Annotated in this window: 22 protein-coding genes; 11 read left to right on the forward strand and 11 right to left on the reverse strand. The window is 33.5% G+C overall.

The window, feature by feature from the left end:
* Positions 1–12: 12 nt before the first annotated feature.
* From WCG23_01115 to WCG23_01125, 3 genes are all read left to right on the forward strand, one after another.
* Entirely contained in the window at positions 13–1,200 is a 1,188-nt protein-coding gene (locus WCG23_01115; GenBank protein ID MEI8388460.1) for an LL-diaminopimelate aminotransferase, read from the forward strand.
* Positions 1,201–1,329: 129 nt separating this feature from the next.
* Positions 1,330–1,521, forward strand: coding sequence for a Flp family type IVb pilin (locus WCG23_01120; GenBank protein ID MEI8388461.1), 192 nt, complete (start codon positions 1,330–1,332; stop codon positions 1,519–1,521).
* Positions 1,522–1,550: 29 nt separating this feature from the next.
* Positions 1,551–1,775 carry a hypothetical protein gene (locus WCG23_01125; protein MEI8388462.1) on the forward strand — a complete coding sequence of 75 codons (225 nt, stop codon included), beginning with the start codon at positions 1,551–1,553 and terminating at the stop codon, positions 1,773–1,775.
* A gap of 13 nt (positions 1,776–1,788) precedes the next feature.
* Here WCG23_01125 and WCG23_01130 read toward each other — a convergent pair whose 3' ends face one another.
* Positions 1,789–3,069, reverse strand: coding sequence for an HD domain-containing phosphohydrolase (locus tag WCG23_01130; protein ID MEI8388463.1), 1,281 nt, complete (start codon positions 3,067–3,069; stop codon positions 1,789–1,791).
* A 248-nt stretch (positions 3,070–3,317) separates the two neighbouring features.
* Positions 3,318–5,708 (reverse strand): FAD-dependent oxidoreductase, encoded by a 2,391-nt coding sequence (locus WCG23_01135; GenBank protein ID MEI8388464.1) that lies wholly within the window; start codon positions 5,706–5,708, stop codon positions 3,318–3,320.
* 262 nt (positions 5,709–5,970) lie between these two features.
* On the opposite strand from WCG23_01135, the gene WCG23_01140 reads away from it, so the two are divergent.
* Entirely contained in the window at positions 5,971–6,393 is a 423-nt protein-coding gene (locus WCG23_01140; GenBank protein MEI8388465.1) for a hypothetical protein, read from the forward strand.
* A gap of 6 nt (positions 6,394–6,399) precedes the next feature.
* Here WCG23_01140 and queC read toward each other — a convergent pair whose 3' ends face one another.
* The 3 genes from queC to WCG23_01155 form a co-directional block, all read right to left on the reverse strand.
* Positions 6,400–7,080: a 7-cyano-7-deazaguanine synthase QueC gene (gene queC, locus WCG23_01145; GenBank protein ID MEI8388466.1), complete on the reverse strand. Its 681-nt coding sequence runs from the start codon at positions 7,078–7,080 to the stop codon at positions 6,400–6,402.
* Positions 7,073–8,011: a HEAT repeat domain-containing protein gene (locus tag WCG23_01150; protein MEI8388467.1), complete on the reverse strand. Its 939-nt coding sequence runs from the start codon at positions 8,009–8,011 to the stop codon at positions 7,073–7,075. Before WCG23_01150 ends, queC begins: the two co-directional genes overlap by 8 nt.
* A 167-nt stretch (positions 8,012–8,178) precedes the next feature.
* Complete coding sequence (locus tag WCG23_01155) at positions 8,179–8,442, reverse strand: hypothetical protein (GenBank protein MEI8388468.1); 264 nt, start codon at positions 8,440–8,442, stop codon at positions 8,179–8,181.
* 259 nt (positions 8,443–8,701) lie between these two features.
* Between WCG23_01155 and WCG23_01160 the strand changes: the two genes are divergently transcribed.
* The 6 genes from WCG23_01160 (at position 8,702) to WCG23_01185 (ending at position 13,057) form a co-directional block, all read left to right on the forward strand.
* Complete coding sequence (locus WCG23_01160; protein ID MEI8388469.1) at positions 8,702–10,399, forward strand: HAMP domain-containing sensor histidine kinase; 1,698 nt, start codon at positions 8,702–8,704, stop codon at positions 10,397–10,399.
* A 206-nt stretch (positions 10,400–10,605) separates the two neighbouring features.
* Positions 10,606–10,860 carry a hypothetical protein gene (locus tag WCG23_01165; GenBank protein ID MEI8388470.1) on the forward strand — a complete coding sequence of 85 codons (255 nt, stop codon included), beginning with the start codon at positions 10,606–10,608 and terminating at the stop codon, positions 10,858–10,860.
* Positions 10,861–11,147: 287 nt separating this feature from the next.
* Complete coding sequence (locus WCG23_01170; GenBank protein ID MEI8388471.1) at positions 11,148–11,498, forward strand: BlaI/MecI/CopY family transcriptional regulator; 351 nt, start codon at positions 11,148–11,150, stop codon at positions 11,496–11,498.
* Positions 11,498–11,869 carry a hypothetical protein gene (locus tag WCG23_01175; protein MEI8388472.1) on the forward strand — a complete coding sequence of 124 codons (372 nt, stop codon included), beginning with the start codon at positions 11,498–11,500 and terminating at the stop codon, positions 11,867–11,869. Before WCG23_01170 ends, WCG23_01175 begins: the two co-directional genes overlap by 1 nt.
* Before the next feature lie 21 nt (positions 11,870–11,890).
* A complete protein-coding gene (locus tag WCG23_01180; GenBank protein ID MEI8388473.1) occupies positions 11,891–12,454 on the forward strand; it encodes a TadE/TadG family type IV pilus assembly protein in 564 nt (187 codons plus the stop codon).
* An 18-nt stretch (positions 12,455–12,472) separates the two neighbouring features.
* Positions 12,473–13,057: a YkgJ family cysteine cluster protein gene (locus tag WCG23_01185; GenBank protein ID MEI8388474.1), complete on the forward strand. Its 585-nt coding sequence runs from the start codon at positions 12,473–12,475 to the stop codon at positions 13,055–13,057.
* Positions 13,058–13,108: 51 nt separating this feature from the next.
* Here the strand turns inward: WCG23_01185 and rpsU are convergent, their stop codons facing one another.
* The 5 genes from rpsU to WCG23_01210 all read right to left on the reverse strand — a co-directional run bounded on the left by rpsU (position 13,109) and on the right by WCG23_01210 (position 17,046).
* The gene (gene rpsU / locus WCG23_01190; GenBank protein MEI8388475.1) at positions 13,109–13,282 is read right to left on the reverse strand and encodes a 30S ribosomal protein S21; all 174 of its coding nucleotides are present in this window, start codon (positions 13,280–13,282) and stop codon (positions 13,109–13,111) included.
* A 208-nt stretch (positions 13,283–13,490) separates the two neighbouring features.
* The gene (locus WCG23_01195; GenBank protein MEI8388476.1) at positions 13,491–13,829 is read right to left on the reverse strand and encodes a histidine triad nucleotide-binding protein; all 339 of its coding nucleotides are present in this window, start codon (positions 13,827–13,829) and stop codon (positions 13,491–13,493) included.
* Positions 13,830–13,848: 19 nt separating this feature from the next.
* Complete coding sequence (locus WCG23_01200) at positions 13,849–14,268, reverse strand: hypothetical protein (protein ID MEI8388477.1); 420 nt, start codon at positions 14,266–14,268, stop codon at positions 13,849–13,851.
* 37 nt (positions 14,269–14,305) lie between these two features.
* Positions 14,306–16,567, reverse strand: a complete 2,262-nt coding sequence (locus WCG23_01205) for a tetratricopeptide repeat protein (GenBank protein MEI8388478.1) — start codon at positions 16,565–16,567, stop codon at positions 14,306–14,308.
* 89 nt (positions 16,568–16,656) lie between these two features.
* Positions 16,657–17,046 carry a (deoxy)nucleoside triphosphate pyrophosphohydrolase gene (locus tag WCG23_01210; protein MEI8388479.1) on the reverse strand — a complete coding sequence of 130 codons (390 nt, stop codon included), beginning with the start codon at positions 17,044–17,046 and terminating at the stop codon, positions 16,657–16,659.
* Between the two features lie 67 nt (positions 17,047–17,113).
* On the opposite strand from WCG23_01210, the gene WCG23_01215 reads away from it, so the two are divergent.
* The gene (locus WCG23_01215) at positions 17,114–18,136 is read left to right on the forward strand and encodes a thiamine phosphate synthase (protein MEI8388480.1); all 1,023 of its coding nucleotides are present in this window, start codon (positions 17,114–17,116) and stop codon (positions 18,134–18,136) included.
* Position 18,137: 1 nt separating this feature from the next.
* Here WCG23_01215 and WCG23_01220 read toward each other — a convergent pair whose 3' ends face one another.
* Entirely contained in the window at positions 18,138–18,596 is a 459-nt protein-coding gene (locus WCG23_01220) for a hypothetical protein (GenBank protein ID MEI8388481.1), read from the reverse strand.
* Between the last annotated feature and the right edge of the window lie 128 nt (positions 18,597–18,724).

The following is an 18,724-nucleotide window of genomic DNA, read 5'->3' on the forward strand; positions in this document are numbered from 1 at the left end:
GTGGAGATAATAATGCAAACTAAAATAAATATAACCCCGTCAAAAAAACTTTTAAGCCTGCCTACTTATGTTTTTGCCGAACTTGATGAATGGAAGGAAGAAGCAAGAGCAAAAGGCATGGACTTAATTGATTTAGGCATAGGAAATCCTGATGGGGCAACACCTCAGCCTGTAGTAGAGGCTGCTATAAAAAGTTTACAGAATGTAAAAAATCATGGTTATCCTGATTTCAAAGGAAAACTGGAATTAAGGCAGGGAATTTCCGAATGGCTGTTTAACAGGTATGGGATTAATATAGACCCGAAAGATGAAATTCAAACACTTATCGGTGCTAAAGAAGGGCTTGCTCATTTGGCACTTGCTTTTACAGATCCGGGAGATATAAATATCGTTCCTGATCCTTATTATCCTGTACTTTCAAGAGGAAGCTGGATTGCGAGCGCCGATGTTTATCATGTAAAATTAGAAGAAAAAAACGATTTTCTTCCTGATTTATCTTCTATACCGGAAGAAATAGCGCAGAAAGCAAAAATTTTCTTTATTAATTATCCTAACAATCCCACAGCAGGCGTGGCAACATTAGAATTTTTCAAAAAAATGGTGGATTACTGTAAAAAATATAATATTTTGCTTTGCAGTGATCTTGCCTACACAGAAATATCATTTGAAGGCTATAAACCGCCGAGTGTGTTCCAGGTAGAAGGAGCAAAAGATGTAGCTATAGAGTTTTATTCTTTTTCAAAAACTTATAACATGGCAGGGTGGAGAATAGGCTTTGCTGTAGGAAACAAAGATATCATCAAAACTTTATACAATGTCAAAACTAATATGGATTACGGCACATGTTCCGTGATTCAGGATGCAGCTCTTGCTGCATTAAAGATGCCGTCTTCTTATTCAAAAGAAATTACCGGCAATTATCAAAGAAGACGCGATTTTATGATAGAAGGTTTTAACAAGCTCGGATGGGATCTTAAAAAAACCAAATCTACCATGTATCTCTGGCTTCAAGTGCCTGAGGGTTATGATTCAAAAGGCTGGTGTAAAACAGTTTTAGAAAAAACAGGGGTGGTCTTTACTCCTGGTGTTGCTTTCGGGAAGTACAGCGATAATTATTTCAGGGTTTCAATCGTACAGCCTGATGAAAAATTATACGAAGCACTTGGTAGGCTTGAAAAAGCAGATATAAGATTTGTATAATTAATTATTTAAAGCCTTATGTGTGAGTATTAAAAAATCACCCTTAAAAGTGATTATCAAATTTTTAAATTAAGTTATAATTAAATAGTAATGTTAAAAGAATTTAATTAACAGGAGTTTAAGTGAGTAATGAGAAGAATCTGTAAAAATAGAAAAAGCAAAGGACAAAGTCTTGTTGAGTATGGTCTTATCTTGGCGTTAGTTTCTGTAGTTGCTATTACAGTATTACAAACAATGGGCGGACAAATTAAAACAACAGTTAGCGGTTTGACAGCTAAACTGCAACAGGCTAACCAGATATCGCAACAGGCTTCAACATAGTATAATTAAGTATGAAACAATTTAATATAATGAAAAAAAAGGCTCAATCTATAGCTGAATGGGGCGTAGTTGTTGCATTGATTTCAGTTTTTTCCATGTATGTATTATTCATTATGGGAGATAAATTGAAAGAACTTCAGCAACGGATAGGAATTGCCTTAAATCAATCTGATCAAGTGTCAAATACCACTCTTAGTCCCACTCCTAGTGCGGGTTCTGCTCATACACCTGTTTCCAGTCCTTGTCCTCCGTAGTTAAACAGGATATTTAAACATTTTTTATTTCATATAAAGCATTTACTATTGCCGGATCCCACTTGATTCCGGCTTCTTTTTTGAGAATATCGAGAATTTCTTTTTGAGAAAGAGGTGTTCTGTACGATCTCTGTGCGTTCATTGCTTGATACGCATCAGCCACAGCTATTATGCGCGCACCAAGAGGGATACTCATTCCGGAAAGACCTTCTGGAGTTCCTTTTCCATCCCATCTTTCTTTGTGATAATGAACATAAGGAATAACTTCGGATAGGAAATTTATTTTCATCAGTACATTTACACCGATGTTAGGGTGATTTTGAAGTTTTTCCCATGTTTCTTGAGAAGGTTTTTCTGTACTGGAAAAGATTTCTTCAGGTAAACTTATTTGACCGATATTGTGCAGCAAACCTGCATAATATATTAAGTCCAAAGTTTTTTCATTTAAGTTGATATGCTCAGAGATATCTCTTGCAAGTTCAGCAACATTTTTTGAATGTGCATGTGATTGGCTTTTAATATCTACAGCACATGCAAGTGCCTCAACAAATTGCTGTTGTTCATCTCCGAGATCACCTATACTTGCAGTCAAGTCTGTTCTTAGTTGTCTTAATTCAACAGGGCTTGCCTCTTCATCTTTCAAGGCAGCAGCAGTTTGTTCCGTCAATTTTTGCAGTCTCATTGAAGTTACGAATAAGCTTGCAGTTATTTCAAGAAGATTAATATATTCTTGAGAAATGTTTTTTAATTCTTTATTTTCAACACAAACAACGCCGACATTACCCCAGTTATTAGCCATAGGAACGGCTAATAAAGTTGAAACGTCTTCTTTATAATTTTTAATGTAAATAGTCTCACATGTTAAAAAAGATTGAATAATGGGATTATTTTCTTTGCTTAAGAAGCATCCGATAGTGCTGTCATCTATGCAGGAAGCCCCCATTGTAACGAGCAAACCTTTTTCTTTTGATGTTTTTATAAAGTCAGGGGTTAAATAAATACGACAACTGTCTACATCCAACATTTGTGCCATTGTTTTTGCAATAGAGTTGTACACGATACATTCATCTTCACTGTTAAATCCCAGCAGGGTAAGTGTATTGTCGAGAGAATAAATAGAAATCAGTTCGCTCAATTGTTTTTTAAGTCGATCAATTTTCCCTTTGACGGAAGTATCTATTTTTTTTAATAAATCCTGTGAAATTAAGTGTTCTGTTAAAAAATCGCCCATGTTTAAGGCGAAAATAGCCTCGATAGGGTCGTTATCTATTGTAATTCTTTGACTCTGACTCAACTTCAATAACTCCTTAAATTCTTTGTAGCCCTAGAATGAGTTCAGCTTGCACAGTCTGTTTGCAACAGCCGTTATTGCCTTCATTCCCTTCTCTTTCTGAATACTTACCAAATTTTGTACGTTTTTAAAACAGGATTAAAATTTGGATACTTTTAATAACTTTTTTTCTTATTACTAATATCGGACGTTTTTAAAAAAACTTTGATAAAATTTCAAATTATTTACAAAAAGAATTACAGTGATAGTTTTTAAATTTCAATAAGGTTGTTTTCCATAGTCCAAATGCCGCATGGGCAAATCCCCGAGCATATACCGCAGCCGATGCATTTATCAGGATTGCTAATATATTCAAAAGCACCGTCAGAATTTATATTTCTGGTAATAGCCTGCTCAGGGCAAATTTCTTTGCAGTATTCACAATCTCTGCAAAAACCGCAACTCATACAACGATCAGTTTCTTTTTCAGGCTCCATTCCAATAATTTTTTGTGGGTTTATAGGGTTATAGTACTCGTCTTTTATTCGATTTTTCGGAATCATAGGCGATTTCTCGAATTTATCCGGAGGTTGCCCGGAAAGCATTTTATCGATATTAATTGCGACTTTTCTGCCATCCGCAAGCGCGTTAGTAAACAAACCGAGCTTTACAGCATCTCCAAGAACGAATATTTTAGAGTTATTTATTGTTTGCATATATTCGTTAACTTTTATAAGTCCTTTTTCATCAAGATAATCTCTTTCTGTGAATGAAAAATCGGGTCTGTCACCTACAGAAATTATTACTGTATCCGCTTCTAAAGTTCTTCCGTCTTTAAGATGCACTCTTTTATCGGTGATTTTTTCCGTAAAACATGGCCAGAGGATTTTTGCGCCTAACGCCTCGACATGTTTTATTTCTTTATCAAAAGCAGCCGGTTTTTGAATATCTATTGCGGTAACTTCTTTTGCGCCCAGATTGTAAGCACCGATTACAACGTCCATTGCAGCATTTCCTGCTCCAATTACAACAACTTTTTTGCCGATGGGAGGTTTTTCGCCTTTGTTTACGGCTTTCAAGAAATCCAGACCTTTTATAAATCTTTCATGACCTTCAAAAGGAATAACTACAGGGTTATGAGCGCCTATCGCCACAACAACGGCATCATAATCTTTTTCCAGCTTGATGAAAAGCTCTTTATTTACTTTAGTATTTGTTTTTACATTAATTCCTGAGTCAATAATTCTTTGAAGTTCGGTATCCAGAATATTTCTTTCAAGCCTATCTTCAGGAATAACCTGTTTTAGCTTTCCGCCAAAAACAGCATCCTGTTCTAAAATATCTACTTTGTAACCCGATTTTCTTAAATGCCAGGCAGCTCCAAGACCTGCTGCACCTGAACCTATAACAGCAATCTTTTTGTTTTTTTCTTTAACAGAGAAGTTTATTTTGATGTCTTTGGAAAGTTTTCCTAACTCAGCCATTTTTATTGGCTGGTCTATGTATTTTCTGCTGCATTCGTTAATACATAAGTTTGGGCATACTTGTCCGCAAACAGAGGCCGGAAACGGACTGTATTCAAGTACAAGCTCAAGAGCTTTTGAAATTTCTCCTTGCCTGAGAAGAGAAATTCTCTTTTGTGTCGGAATTCCTATAGGGCAGTTGTATTCGCAAGGTGCGCTGTAAAGAGCATTTTTCCATACAGGGTATTTAAGTCTTAAATCCCCTGTTGAAACTAAATCCGAGATTGCATAATCATCTTCAATCAAGTCGCCAAAGATTCCGCCTTCAACCCATTTGCCTAACCTGAATTGTTTTAAAGGCATTAATGATTTAGTTTTGTTTTCTTCATAAGTTTTTGCGACTATTTTGTGCCATTGCGAAGCCGGTGAAGAGAAAGATGAGCTTTGATTCTCATTATTTATTTGAAGCTCTTTGCTTAATTCGTTTATTAATTCCGTCTTGCCTATTTTATTTAGAAAAACAGGAAGTCCTTTAAGTAAAAAATCTTTATCGCCATCGTTTAAGTCCATAAGCCAGACTTGACTGGAAAGGTCTTTTACGTTTCCGCGAACGTATACAGTTCCTCCTACCATACCGACACAGCTTCTGTATCCAAGAACAGAATTCGAGTTTTCACAGCCGTAACCGCAAATTACTGCGGTACCACCGCCCATAAATTCAAAACTGAATGACCCCGTGTTTTTAAGAACCCAGAATTCCGGCGGTGGAAACTTAGGATCGTGTTTCATAAGAGCACCGGAGCGTGTTCCTGTTCTTCCTGCTATATAAATTTTTCCACTGGCGGCGCAGTGTGCTGTTGTGTCGCCACCATCGCCTATCACCGTGATTTCTGCACCGTCATTAAGCCAGCCAACATCGGCAGGAGCAGAGCCTTCGACTAAAATTTCTGTTCCGGTCATTCCCATAGAGCCTACGCGTTGGCCTGGGTTTGTAACTTTAAATTTTAAAGGGTGATTTTCTTTATCCCATAAAGGACCGCCAATATTATGATGCCCTGAGGCGTTAATTTCAAATTCTTTATAGCCTTCTTCAAGTTTATTATATAATTCCTGTAATAACTGTTGCGTAGATATTCTCTGTCCGTCAACAATACCATTTATTACAGCTATTTTATCCGTTTTTATGTTCTGTTCAGGCACGATTTGTTTCCTTGATGCAATGTAATAATTGTTAAAGCTCAACCAGTAAACACAGATATTATAATACAAATTAAGTTAAATAAATATTTTTTAAATTATTAAGAAATATTAAAATAAAATATTTCCAATAATAACAGGTTTGTATTTTATGTTTTAAAAAACAGGAATCAGCAAAAGTATCAATTTTTTTTGAGGGTTTTTAAGTATATGTAAAACAAATTAACAAATTTGAAATAATTTAACAAAAAAAGGAAGGTTGAAAATGACAAACAGTATTCAGTCAAATTACAGAAATCGGCAAATTGGCTTTGGGATGTCTCAATTCAGGGATTTGGAAGTATTGGCTAAAAATCCCGAAATAACAACAGGAGCAGCAGAAGCTATTGCTAAGTACATAAAAGAAGAAGCGCCTATAGACGGGAAAAATATTCTTCTTTATCTGGTACCTTCAAGAAGATTATATAATGACATAAGTGCTTCTGTTAAAAGAAAGCCTGTTGGATTATGGCAAAGTGTAAAATCATTATTCAGTGGTGGTAAAATTTTATCAGTAAAATATAATTCGTCAAATCCTGTCGCGTCATTTAAAGACTTGACTGATAATGCTTTAAAGTTCTTTGAAGAAAAAGAAGCAAAAGAAATTGATACAAATGATAAAGCAAAAATTTTTAATGTAAGGTTATGATAACAACTAAATTCCTATATCAGCAAAGCTTTTACCATTTGTCTTTAAAGCTCTTTCAAGCCTTAAACAGGATTCGCACTTGCCGCAATGTTTTTCTTCATCCGTATAGCAGCTTCTTACGAGATTCAAAGGGGCTTCAATCTCAATGGCAAGCTTTATAATCTCTGTTTTATCCAGATTTATAAGAGGAGCAAATACTTTTGGCTTTGCAAGGGTTGAAAATTCAAAAGCTGCATTAATTTTATCGATAAAGTCCTGTGTATTGTCCGGAAATGTAGTTCCTTCTTCTTTGTTTGCTCCAAAAATTATATGAGAAAAATCCATGCTGTCAGCGAAGCATGCCGCGATATTTAAAAATACCCCGTTTCTGTTTGGAACCCAGACATTTTTTGCAGAATTTAATGTTAATTCAGGATTGTCCAGTTCTTCTGAGTCAAGCTCAGGTAAATCCTGATCAGTGTTAACAAGTGAAGTCTCTGTTATTTCCTGTAACCATGGCGTTTTTATAACTTTATGTTCAATATTAAAATAATCAGCGATAGTTTTCGCTGCTGCAATTTCTTTTTTTACAGATCTTTGACCATAGTCAAAAGTTAAGGCAAGCTGAATATTATATTCATCTTTTGCATAAGCAAGACTAATAAACGAATCAAGCCCGCCTGAGAGCAAAACAATACTTTTATTCATCTTCATCCTCTTCGTCTTCTTCAAGAATTTCGTGTATTTCGTTTCTGCAGCAATCGAGAAGGTCTTTTTTCTGCAGTAAATTAATGACATAATCTCTTCCCGCAATATTATAAAGAGCGTTAACAGCACTTATTGCAACATTTTCGTCTTTGTCATAAATCATAGGTTCAATTAAAGACAGGACTATTTCGTCATCAATTTCGCAAAGAGCCTCCATAGCACTGATTCTGACTTGAGGTGATTCATCCACAAGAGTATTTTTAAGGGCTCTAAGTTTTTTATCTTGATTGAATCCTAATTTAGCGAGTGCTTCAATAGTTTTTTCCTTTAAGAAGGTAAATTTGTCGATGATTCCTTTTTTTGTTTCGATAATACTTATTAAAGGGTCTACAGCTCTCTCATCGCCAAGCATCCCAAGTGCTTTTGCTGCTGATTCTCTTAAGTATACTGACTTTTCCTCTTCGTCAGTTACGATGTTTATAAGCGGTGCAACTGCATAAATATTGCCAATCCTTCCAAGAGCTTCTGCTGCAGAGAGTCGTATCTTATAATATTCGTTTTTATCGTTCATTATATACATTAAAGGAACAACAGCACTGTCGTCTTTTAGTTCCCCAAGAATATTAGCGGTTGCGCATCTTACTTTTAAGTATTTATCGTGGGCATCCGGGCTTTTATAATCCGTTAAAAGTCTTATTAGTACGTCCACAGAACTTTTGTCTTTGTATTTCCCAATCATTTGAATGATATGAAGAAGAATTTTGGGATGTGTTTCTTTGCAGGCAAAGAAGTTTAAGATTGATACAGCTTCTTTTTCGGTTAAATTTTTCAAATGATTAATTTTCTTGATAGCATCATCAGGGTTACAATCCTGATCTATCAAGAATTCTTCTAAAAGTTTTTCAAATTTTTCTTTATTTTCTTCGAACATAACCACAGAGAATATAATATAACCTTTACAGATTTCATTATATTTAAAAAATCAAAATAAAGCTTTAATTTAAAAAAAGTTTATATGTTATTTTACAAGATAGGCTCTAAATATAAAAAATCCGGTCTTTTTACAATTAAAGAAAAACCGGATTCTTTTTTATAAGATTATACTGGTGAAAGTGTCGGCGCTACTGTAGGAGCTATAGTCGGAGTTATAGTTGGTGCAATAGTTGGTGTCGGCGTTGGTTTTGGAGTTGGTTTTGGAGTTGGTTTTGGAGTTGGCTTTGGTATTGAATTATGACATTTGTCTGCAATACAATCAAAAATGCTATGCGAGCAGTTATTATTTACTTTTGGAGTGGGTGGGCATTTTGTATTTTTAGCAGGTAAAAGATTTGCATTATTAATCTTGCTGATTCCGGAACACATAAATAATCTCCTTTTTGATTAAATATATAAATTCATCTTATCGATAAATAAAGAATGTTTAATTATATTTATATAAAAAAAGATGTTTATATAAAATTGCTATAAAAATGCGATAAGAAATACTTATTGTTACAATACGAAATATATCAAACCCTTGTAAGGGTCAATTTTATTTGTTATATAAAGATTTTTGCCTTAAAAAATGTGTTAAAATTAGAATTATTTTTTGTATTAATATAAAAATCTTTAAAAGAGTTTCATGAAAATAAGACGTCTTAAAATTTCTCAACAATTAATGCTGGTGTTTTTCATAGGGGTAATTTTGCCTTTATGTATAACAGCGATGATTGTTGTTAATGTAAATCAGCATGCTGTACGTGCCGAGTTGAGATATTCTGCGATAATTACAACAGACAGTGTCTATCAGCGTCTTGAAAAAACGCTGGAAGAAAAAAAACTGGCACTTTTGTATATTGCCAAAAGTATGAATTATATAATTCCAAAAAACAAAGTTAAAAATTATTTAAGTGAAATAATTGATTTTTCTGATGAAACGGTACAATTAGACATCATAAAAAATGATGAAAATATAAATAAATCTAACAAAAAAAAGCTTTTTAACAATACAGATGTTGAAATTTTTATCAATTCAAATTCAAAAAAAAATATAATGGCAATGTATGTAAAACTTAATGACGGAGAGTATTTAAGAAAATTTATAAACATTGATAAACTCAAAAACGACCTTTTTAAATATCTAATAAATGATAAAAGACAGGTTTATATAATTGATTCAAAAAATAATATAGTCATGTCGTACAATGAAGATAAAGAGCTTTTTCGTAGACTTATTCCTTTTATCCCTAAAGAATACAAAATTAGCGAACCTGTTATGTTCGGCAAAATAAAAAACGAGCCAAATGTGTTTTTAAAGCTTAATAAGCCTGATTGGGCAATTGTTGTCACAACTCCAAAACAATTAACCCATTATGGAATCATAGATGCAAGACTTAAAATAATCGTATCTATTCTTGCATCGGCTATTTTTATAATTGTTTTCGGGATTTTATATTCTTATTCGCTAAATACAAATCTGGCACAGCTTTTCAAGTCTATAGCCGCTATAGGAAAGGGAAATTACAGAAGAAAAGTCCGTCTTCTAAAAGATTTTTTTACTCCTTATGAAATAGTTTTTCTCATGTCAAAATTTAATGATATGGCGCAAAAAATTGATGAAGGCTATATGGAACTCCAAGAAGCTAATGAACAATTATCAAAGTTGGATAAAATGAAATCAAACTTGATAGATACAGTTAGTCATGAATTCAGGACCCCTTTAACTTGTATAAAAGGTTATACTTCAAGGCTTTTGAGAAGTGATATCAATGTTAACGAAGAAATGAAGATAAAATCATTAAAAGTGATAAAACAACAGACAGAAAGATTGAGCAGGCTTGTTGATGACCTTCTTGTAGTGCCTGAGATAGAAGCAGATTTTTTACGGGTGTTCCCCTCAGAAATTGATTTAAAAGAAGTCTTTGAAAACTGCATTTTTTCTATGCAACAAAAGCAAAACAGGGTTATAAATTTTGAAGTAGTTGAAAATCTGCCGTTTGTTTGGGCTGATCCTGACAGGGTCGTTCAAATAGTCATAAATCTTCTTGAAAATGCAATAAAGTACTCTCCTGAAAATTCCGAAATAGATATAAAAGTTATACAAACAGCTGATTTTGCCGTTGTTAAAATAAGAAATGACAGCCCGGTTATCGAAGAAGAGAAACTTCATCGTCTTTTTGAAAAGTTTGTAAGGCTTGAAGATGATCTTACAAGAACAACACGCGGAACAGGATTGGGATTGTTTATCGTTAGGGGTTTAATTCAGGCTATGGGCGGAACAATTTCACTTTCAGCAAATCAAGGATTCGAGGTAAGCTTTACACTTCCTCTTGCATGTTAAAATTCAGGCAGTTTTAAAATATTAAGAAATGTAAACGATATTAGGTCTGTTATTTCTGAAATAATGCAAAATTCTCAAAACAGTATTATAATTGTAGTAGTTGATAAGCTAAATTAAATATAGAATAAGGTTTTTGGATAAGCTCTTTGTTTTAAAGTTAATAATCCATTTCATATAAATTAACTTAACGAGAAACAAAAAATAAAATGAACAGAGCTTTTTTGAAAAATTTTCTGATTATACCGATTATTCTGCTTATGTGCTCAGGATGTAAGCAAAGCAGCATAATTGGAGAAAGTTTTTTATCAGAACAAAACAATTCTATGGTAGTTAAATACAAAAGCGGAGCGGTACTATTAAAAAACACTGAACAATATGATGATACAAACCGAAGAAATTTAGTTAATCCTGCCGTTAAAGTCGACGAAATAAAATTTGGACCCAAAAACATAAACTTTTAAAATTAATAAATAATCTTAATAGATAAATACCTAAAATTTGGTTGAAAGAAGGAATGGCTGTTTTGAAGACTTTTACTGTCTGTTTGAATAAGCCGTCAGTCTGAAAATTAGGGTTTAACTGTTTAAGAAAAAGATACTTCCTCATCCTCCTTTTTTATATTTAGTTTGAAAAAAGGCTTTCGTTTCAGGGATGACAGAAACCGGTAAATAAATTAATTGGTGAGTTAATTATTAACGATATAAAGAGAAAAATTATAGTTTAATTAAGAATATACGAGGTATTTATTATGGATCTTAAGCAAGGTGACTTTGAAAATGTACTTATGAATGCTATTTGGGACATGGAAGATTCGGATAATGAAGAAATAGACGTGTCAGAAGTGCAAAGAAAAATAAATTCCGAGGATCAGAGTTGGGCATATACAACTGTAAAAACAGTTCTGGACAGACTTGTAAAGAAAGATTCTCTTGAAAGAATTAAATTTAATAAAAAATTCTTTTATAAATCTAAAATTTCCAGAAAAGAAGCAGGCATCAATGCTATTGAAAAACTTGCAAGGCAATATTTTAAAGGCGAAATAAGAGATCTTATTAAAGCAGCCGATAAAGTTGGTGCAGGTGTTTTAGTTTATAGATAATGAAAACTTCTTTTCAAATACAAGATGAAAAAAAAATTGTTGCAGAGCTTATTTTTAAGGTTCTCTCAGGTGAAATTTGCGTAAGAGAAGCTTTAGAAAAATTTCCCTGCCAACCTGATGATGATTCTCTTCAATGTGCCTGGCATGCGCTTATTCATTTCGAAGCAGATGAGGATTTTAGAAAAAAAGACATTGAGTATGCTCAAGAGCAGGATAATTATATGAAATCTCTGGCTTTAAGTTTACAAAAAGGAGATTTTTTGCCTAAAAATATCATAGAGGAATATAATAAATATTATGATCCTGTTATTAAATCTGAGACAAAAAGTCTTTTAAGCAAGATTAAAAGTATTTTCAGGTTTATTATTTAGTTATATTGAAAGAAAATTGATTTGAAGAGAACAGCTCAAAATTTAGTAGAATTTGTTTTTATTTTTCCACTTTTGATTATTATTCTTTTTGGAATACTTGAATTTGGGATATATTTCAGAAATACAAATGTGGTTGAGGATATTGCAAAGGAAGCATCTTCATCAGCCTCAAGAAAACTTGTACTCGATACTATGACCTCCAGTACTATCACAGATACTTCAAGTACAGGTTTTAATAAAGCAGTTAAAGCAGCTATAGATGTTGTAAACAAAAGAAGAGAACAACTTGGTCTTACTACTCTGGGTTTTGCATATACTAATTTGGGGGGAACAAGACCTTATGCTGTTTATCAAATAAATAGTACACAAACAAGAATGATAGGCGGAGTGGCAACTCCTCTTGTAACTCTTATAGTTGATTATAGTGCCCCTACAGAAAGTGGAGTTACGGTTCAACTCGTTTATCAATATAGAACTTTGCTTCTTGGTGCTGAATTTCCTGTGTTGGGCGGGGCTCCTATTGTTATAATCCCGAGAGATATGCCGATAAGTAGTTCAAAAATCAGACAATATGTAACATATTAATAATTTGAGAAGTTTAAAATGAAAGAATGGTCGAAAAATTTTAATATTTCCTTGCCGGAATGCAATCAATGCGGAGCTTGTTGTAATAGTGCTTCTCCTTCAGCTTCGTACATTAAACTTCTTGAAAAAGCAGCTTCCGGAGAAGATTTTGCAAAGGATTTTTTTTCAATATTTATTCCATACCAAAACATTGAAGAAGTCGAAATTCTTTATCCTGATTTAGTAGAAAGAAGTTTAAAGTCATCGCCTGAAAATTTAGTTTTTTATAAATGCCGGTATAATTCTGAAGAAAAACAATGCTTTATATATGAAGACAGACCTGCATTATGCAGGGATTTTCCTGGTTCTCCCTACGCTATTCTTGGAAAGCAGTGCGCTTATTACAACTGGGCTCAAGAATGCAAGCAAAAACATAAAGATTTAATGAAAGAGTTAGAAAATTTAAAAAAATACAAGAAAGAGTTGGATAATTTGAAATATCAGCAGAAATTAATAAGATTAAATAGTCAATTAAAACAAATTCCTCAGGAATACAAATTTATGTGGCTGTTTCCTTCAATGAGCCTTGTTTCTCCGGGAAAATCATGGATAAAGATTTATTGAGAATAGAAAAAGAGATGACATTTGTCACCTCTTTTTCTATTCTATGAATGATTACGAACGTCTTTTGCGTGCTGCTTCAGACTTGCGTCTTTTTTTAACGCTTGGTTTTTCGTATCTTTCTCTTCTTTTAATTTCAGATAAGATTCCGGCTTTCTGGATTTTTTTCTTGAAGCGTTTAAGTGCGCTTTCAATGCTTTCGTCTTGACCAACTTGTATTTCGGACAATTGTACTAACCCCCCTTCAGGTTTTGAGGTTTATTTTATTTGTAAATAACTGTTTTATTACTAATTGTGAATGGAATGAGTTTAAACCTTTCAAGATTGACTTTTTTACCTGTCATTTTTCAGGATTTTACCCATGTTTCGCAATGCTATCACATCATTATGTTAATTACAATAATAAATGTAAAATATTATTAAGTACTATTTAGATTTATCCCGGAGGCCAATTTAAAGGTCTTCCTCCAAGTATATGGATATGTACATGAAAAACAGCTTGTCCCGCGCCTTTGCCTGTGTTTATTACAGTTCTGTAATTTTCTTTTATGCCTAATTTTTCCGCTGTTTTTTGTACTCCCTCAAGAAGTTTTCCCATTAATTCTATATTTTTAAGCTCATTAAGAGAAGAAAAGTGTTCTCTGGGAATAATAAGCGCATGAAAAGGAGCCTGCGGCGTAACGTCTTTGAACGAAACATAAGCATCCGTTTCTAATATAAATTCTGTTTGAATTTCTTTGTTTGCAATTTTGCAAAAAATGCAGTCTTTGGTCATTATTTTTTATTCTCCTGAATTATAGTTTTTCTACGATAAATTCTGCTTCTGCTATTGGTTTAGCAAGGTTTTTTAGAGAAAAAATCCTTATAAAATAAGTTCCGTCCTGATGCAAAATAAAATAATCAGTTACGGCATGAGGATTTGGACCTCTTTCTATTTCTACAGCATAAGGAATTTCTATCTGCGGAAGAGGGTAGTCGTACTTATTATCAAGTTTTATAGTTTGCAGCCTTAAAACTGGGCTTTCAATAGCTTGTTTGCTTAACAGTAAAAAATAAATTTTTTGTCTTACTTTAAAAACAGGTTTTTCCTGCAAAGACTCCAAATCGCTTAAACTTATAGGACTATCGTTCAAAAAAATTGCCACATCTTCTTTGTTACAGGCTGAAAGCAGGATTATAGGTATGAAAAATATTAAAAACAGAAATTTTCGCATTATTGGTCATCACTAAAGTTAAAAAGGACTTGGTTGATTACTTGGAAGAGCCGGTATTCTCTCCTTGAAAAGCTTTGTCTTCTATAATAAGAGGGGGTAGTTCAGTTGTATTGTTTTGATTTACTTGAGGTTCAGCGGGTATGTACTTGTTAATAGCAGTATTTGGATTTTGAACAGAGTTTATTTCCTGAATTTGTTTTTCAGTTTTAGGATTTTTGGACATTACCTGATTTAGTTGCTGTTCTGAAGGAAATGATTTTAAATTCTCGGTCTCTGCTGCTTTTACGTAGTTGCTTTGTTCTGCAGGTAATTTCCCTTTTAATTCTTTAATTTTATATTCGATACCTCTGGCATTTTCATCATTAGGGGATAATGTTAAATATTGTCGATAATTTTGCAATGCTGCTTTATAATTTTGAGCCTGTTCCTCAAGAAGTCCCAGCGCATAGTAAGCATAAGAAAAATCAGGAGTAGAAAAAATTACTTCGTTGTAATATTTTCTGGCTTCTTCAGTTTTTCCCATTTCCGCAAAAGTAAGACCCAGATTGAATTTGGCATTTGAATTTTCGGGCTGTACAGCGAGAGCTTTCTGGTAATATTCAATTGCTTTGTTGTTATTTAATCTATCTTTATGGACATTTCCTGTTTTTATAAGTGTTTCAACGTTTTTGGGGTCAAGTTCAAGAGCTTTGTTGTATTGAACTATAGCTTTGTCAAAATGGTCTGTCTTGTATAAAGAGTCTCCAAGCCCGATATAAGCTTGAACCTCTTTAGGATCAATTTCTATTGCCTTTTGATAAGCTCCCTGTGCTTCTTCAAATTTGTTTGATTGAGCAAGTGCTTTTCCGTAATCAATAAATATTGTTTTGTTTGTATTGTCTTGTACTATTGCTTTTTCATAATTAGAAATCGCTTCATCAGTCCTGCCCATTTTTTGATAGGTATTTGCAAGTCCTGAAAGCGCTTGAAAATCAGAAGGCTTTGACTTAAGAGCTTCATTATAATAAGTAATAGCGCTGTTATAATTTTTATTTAAATTTTGTTGATTTGCTTTTGCGATTAATGCACCTGTATAATTCTGTCTTACCTTGTTGTTATCCTTTAAGGCAAGGGATTTTTTGTACATTTCTATGGCTTTATCCATATCCTGTTTTGAATGATAAGCAAGTCCTGCATCATAATAAAGCTCAGGGTCGTCTTTTTCAATGGTTAAAAGCTCATTATAAAGAGATATCGCTTTGTCATAATGCTTCGCTATATGATAACTTCTTGCAAGATCTTCTTTTATGTCTGTATTATCAGGTTTAAGAGCAAGAGCTTTCTCGAAATTTTGTATAGCCTTATCTGTTTTGTTTTGATGGCTATATAGAAGACCTACGTTATATAAAGCGTTTACGCTGTCAGGAACATCTTTTAAATAATCTTCATAAGATAAAACAGCTTCATCTTCTCTTTTAAGATCGGTTAGAAGTGCTGCAAGATCGTATTTAAGTTGAGAAAGTTTCGGGTTAATTTGTAAAGCGTTTTTAAATTCGTCTACAGCTTTGTCTTTTTGATCTGTATTTATGTAAGCAATAGCTAAATTTGAATGAGCAGAAGGATCTGCAGGATTTTTTTCTATGCCCTGTTTTAAAATTATTATTGCTTTATCATAATTTTTATTTTGGATTAAAGCCTTGCCATAGCTTGTATATTCTTTAAATTCATCCGGCATGTTGCTCATAATAAATTCATATTGAGTTATTGCTTCTTTAGGCTGTTTGTTTTTCATATACATAGAAGCCAGATTTTTTCTGGAATCAGCGTGGGCAGGGTAATAATAGATAAATTTATTGTAATAATCCACCGCACCGTTGGTATCACCCATTAAAGACTTAACATTGGCGATGTTTAAATAATTGAATTTATAATCGGGAAAAATATCCGAAGCCTGCATGTATGATTTAAGGGCGTTTTCGTACTGGTTTTGTTCTTGATAAATATTGCCGATGCTTATGTAAATAAACGAATCAGTCGGATTAAGCTTAGAGGCTTCATTGTATTCTGCTATTGCATCCTGCCAAAACCCAAGTTTGGAAAGAACATCAGCCAGTTTTATATGCAAATCAGGGTCATTGTTTGCATATTCAAGAGCTACTTCCAGTTCTTTTTTCGCACCTTGCATGTCATCGGTTTTGTATAGCATCAAAGCGTTATTATAGTGAAGCATTGCTTGAGGAGACATTGCATAGCATTGATTTGAAGCAAGAAATGCTGCAACAGCACATAGCGAGATGATTTTTATTTTAACCCTATTCATAACCCGTCCCCGAATCATATTTTTTATTACAAATATTTGTTTAGTATTTTTAATAATTATAATACCTTAAAAAGCTGTTTTAAGGAATATTATGAAAAAAGATTCAAAACTTTTTCTGCTATAGGAATATCGGGAAGAGTGAATTTATATTCCAGAAGTTTGTCAGGCAATACCCATTTTGCTTCTTCATGGTCGACCAGCTTTAGTTTTCCGCTTATATATTTTACATTATAAGCAACCAGTTCTATTTTTTTATCACCGCAAAAAAATATGTTTGAATCTATATAATTTATAATTTCCACTTCTATATCAAGTTCTTCTTTTAATTCTCTTATCAGGCATTCTTCGAGGGTTTCGCCTTCTTCAAGCTTTCCTCCGGGAAATTCCCAATTTGCTCCGACACATTTGCCGGATTTTCTGCGTGCAATAAGAATTTTGCCGTCTTTATGTATAACTCCTGCCGTAACTTTTTGAATCATTATTAAATCCCGAATTTGATTTTATAAATACAATAATACAGCATATTCTTTATATTATAATTATCTTATGAGAAGAATAATTGACGCAAATTTAAATAGAGCCACCGAAGCGCTCAGGGTAATAGAGGAAATCGCAAGATTTTACCTTGATAACGAGAATTTATGCACTCAAATAAAATATTTTAGGCATGAATTGGCTGGAGTTATCGATTTAAACTATGCAGCTTTGCTTAAAAGCAGAGATACAGAAGGCGATGTTGGGACTGATGTTGTAAATAATACCGAAAAACTGGATATTTTAGATATTTTCAAGGCAAATTTTAAAAGATTGCAGCAGGCGCTCAGGGTTTTAGCCGAGTACGGTCAGGCAGAGGGCATTGATATATCGGTATTTGAAAAAACAAGATATGAATCTTATACTCTGGAGAAAAATATGTTTGAAGAATTATCCAAAAAATTAAAATTAAAAAGGCTTGAAGACAAAAAATTATATCTGGTAACTGACAGAAAGAGCTTTTCGTCTGTTGATGAGTTTTTAGACGCTGTAGCTGCTTCGCTTAAGGGCGGAGTTCAAATAGTTCAGCTAAGGGAAAAAACAGCAACCGCAAAGGAACTTATTGAACTTGGCAGAAAAGTAAAAGAACTCTGCGCACTTTATGATGCGCTTTTTATTATAAATGACAGGGTTGATATTGCTCATATAGTGGGCGCAGACGGTGTGCATTTAGGGCAGGATGATATTAATATTGATTCTGCAAGGCATATACTCGGCAAAGATACCATAATAGGGATTTCCACCCATGAGCCGGAACAGGCAGAAAAAGCTGTTAAGTCAGGAGCTGACTATATAGGAGTAGGTCCTGTTTTTGAAACCCCGACCAAGCCGGGAAGAAAGTCCGTAGGTCTAGAATACGTTGAATGGGCGTCTGAAAATGTTAATATTCCCTGGTTTGCAATAGGCGGAATAGATTCAGAAAACATTTCCGAAGTTTTAAAGGCAGGTGCTTCTCGAGTTGCAGTTGTAAGGGCAATAATTAACGCCGAAAACCCTGAGGCATCGGCGTTGAATTTTTTAGAAAACTTGTCTTGATTTATTTAGTTCGAGATTCTATTTTTTGGAAGAATTTTTCAAGCAGACCAATAGCTTCGGTTTTTCCATACAAAGGATCTCCTTGGCAAAAACCTACAGTACCTTTTACCATCTTTCTTAAATCTTCTGCAAATTGCTCACATCCATCTTTTGCTTTTACCGCTATTTCCGGCAAAGTACCTTTATCAGAACTACCTGAAAGCAATTCAATATTTAAAAATTTTGCAGGATTTTTTAAAAATGACAAAAACGCTTTATCTGAAATCGCTGCATCTATATAAGCGTCAACGCGTCCGTTAAATAATTTAGCATTTCCGCATGGATTACCAATTTTATAAGTACGTGCTTCACTTGCTGAATAAACTAATGCTTTCGCCAAATTTTCTGCAACTTCTCGTTTTCCGCTAAAAGATAGCTGTTGTTTGTTCTGTTGAATTGGATTAAATGCTACATTCATCATTTTTTGTTTTTCCTTTTTTTATAAATTTTATTTATCAACTTCTGTATATTTAAAATAACCTCAAGAAAAAAGTTGCTAGTGTTCAGTTAAGTTAAAAGTTTAGAACAAATTTTCTTTTTTCACGTCTT

Source organism: bacterium (assembly GCA_037147175.1).
Taxonomy (GTDB): domain Bacteria; phylum Cyanobacteriota; class Vampirovibrionia; order Gastranaerophilales; family UBA9971; genus UBA9971.

Coding starts and splice junctions, on each gene's coding strand:
- WCG23_01115 (MEI8388460.1), top strand. CDS start 13: ATGCAAACTAAAATAAATATAACCCCGTCAAAAAAACTTTTAAGCCTG.
- WCG23_01120 (MEI8388461.1), top strand. CDS start 1,330: ATGAGAAGAATCTGTAAAAATAGAAAAAGCAAAGGACAAAGTCTTGTT.
- WCG23_01125 (MEI8388462.1), top strand. CDS start 1,551: ATGAAAAAAAAGGCTCAATCTATAGCTGAATGGGGCGTAGTTGTTGCA.
- WCG23_01140 (MEI8388465.1), top strand. CDS start 5,971: ATGACAAACAGTATTCAGTCAAATTACAGAAATCGGCAAATTGGCTTT.
- queC (MEI8388466.1), bottom strand. CDS start 7,080: ATGAATAAAAGTATTGTTTTGCTCTCAGGCGGGCTTGATTCGTTTATT.
- WCG23_01150 (MEI8388467.1), bottom strand. CDS start 8,011: ATGTTCGAAGAAAATAAAGAAAAATTTGAAAAACTTTTAGAAGAATTC.
- WCG23_01155 (MEI8388468.1), bottom strand. CDS start 8,442: ATGTGTTCCGGAATCAGCAAGATTAATAATGCAAATCTTTTACCTGCT.
- WCG23_01160 (MEI8388469.1), top strand. CDS start 8,702: ATGAAAATAAGACGTCTTAAAATTTCTCAACAATTAATGCTGGTGTTT.
- WCG23_01165 (MEI8388470.1), top strand. CDS start 10,606: ATGAACAGAGCTTTTTTGAAAAATTTTCTGATTATACCGATTATTCTG.
- WCG23_01170 (MEI8388471.1), top strand. CDS start 11,148: ATGGATCTTAAGCAAGGTGACTTTGAAAATGTACTTATGAATGCTATT.
- WCG23_01175 (MEI8388472.1), top strand. CDS start 11,498: ATGAAAACTTCTTTTCAAATACAAGATGAAAAAAAAATTGTTGCAGAG.
- WCG23_01185 (MEI8388474.1), top strand. CDS start 12,473: ATGAAAGAATGGTCGAAAAATTTTAATATTTCCTTGCCGGAATGCAAT.
- WCG23_01195 (MEI8388476.1), bottom strand. CDS start 13,829: ATGACCAAAGACTGCATTTTTTGCAAAATTGCAAACAAAGAAATTCAA.
- WCG23_01200 (MEI8388477.1), bottom strand. CDS start 14,268: ATGCGAAAATTTCTGTTTTTAATATTTTTCATACCTATAATCCTGCTT.
- WCG23_01205 (MEI8388478.1), bottom strand. CDS start 16,567: ATGAATAGGGTTAAAATAAAAATCATCTCGCTATGTGCTGTTGCAGCA.
- WCG23_01210 (MEI8388479.1), bottom strand. CDS start 17,046: ATGATTCAAAAAGTTACGGCAGGAGTTATACATAAAGACGGCAAAATT.
- WCG23_01215 (MEI8388480.1), top strand. CDS start 17,114: ATGAGAAGAATAATTGACGCAAATTTAAATAGAGCCACCGAAGCGCTC.
- WCG23_01220 (MEI8388481.1), bottom strand. CDS start 18,596: ATGATGAATGTAGCATTTAATCCAATTCAACAGAACAAACAACAGCTA.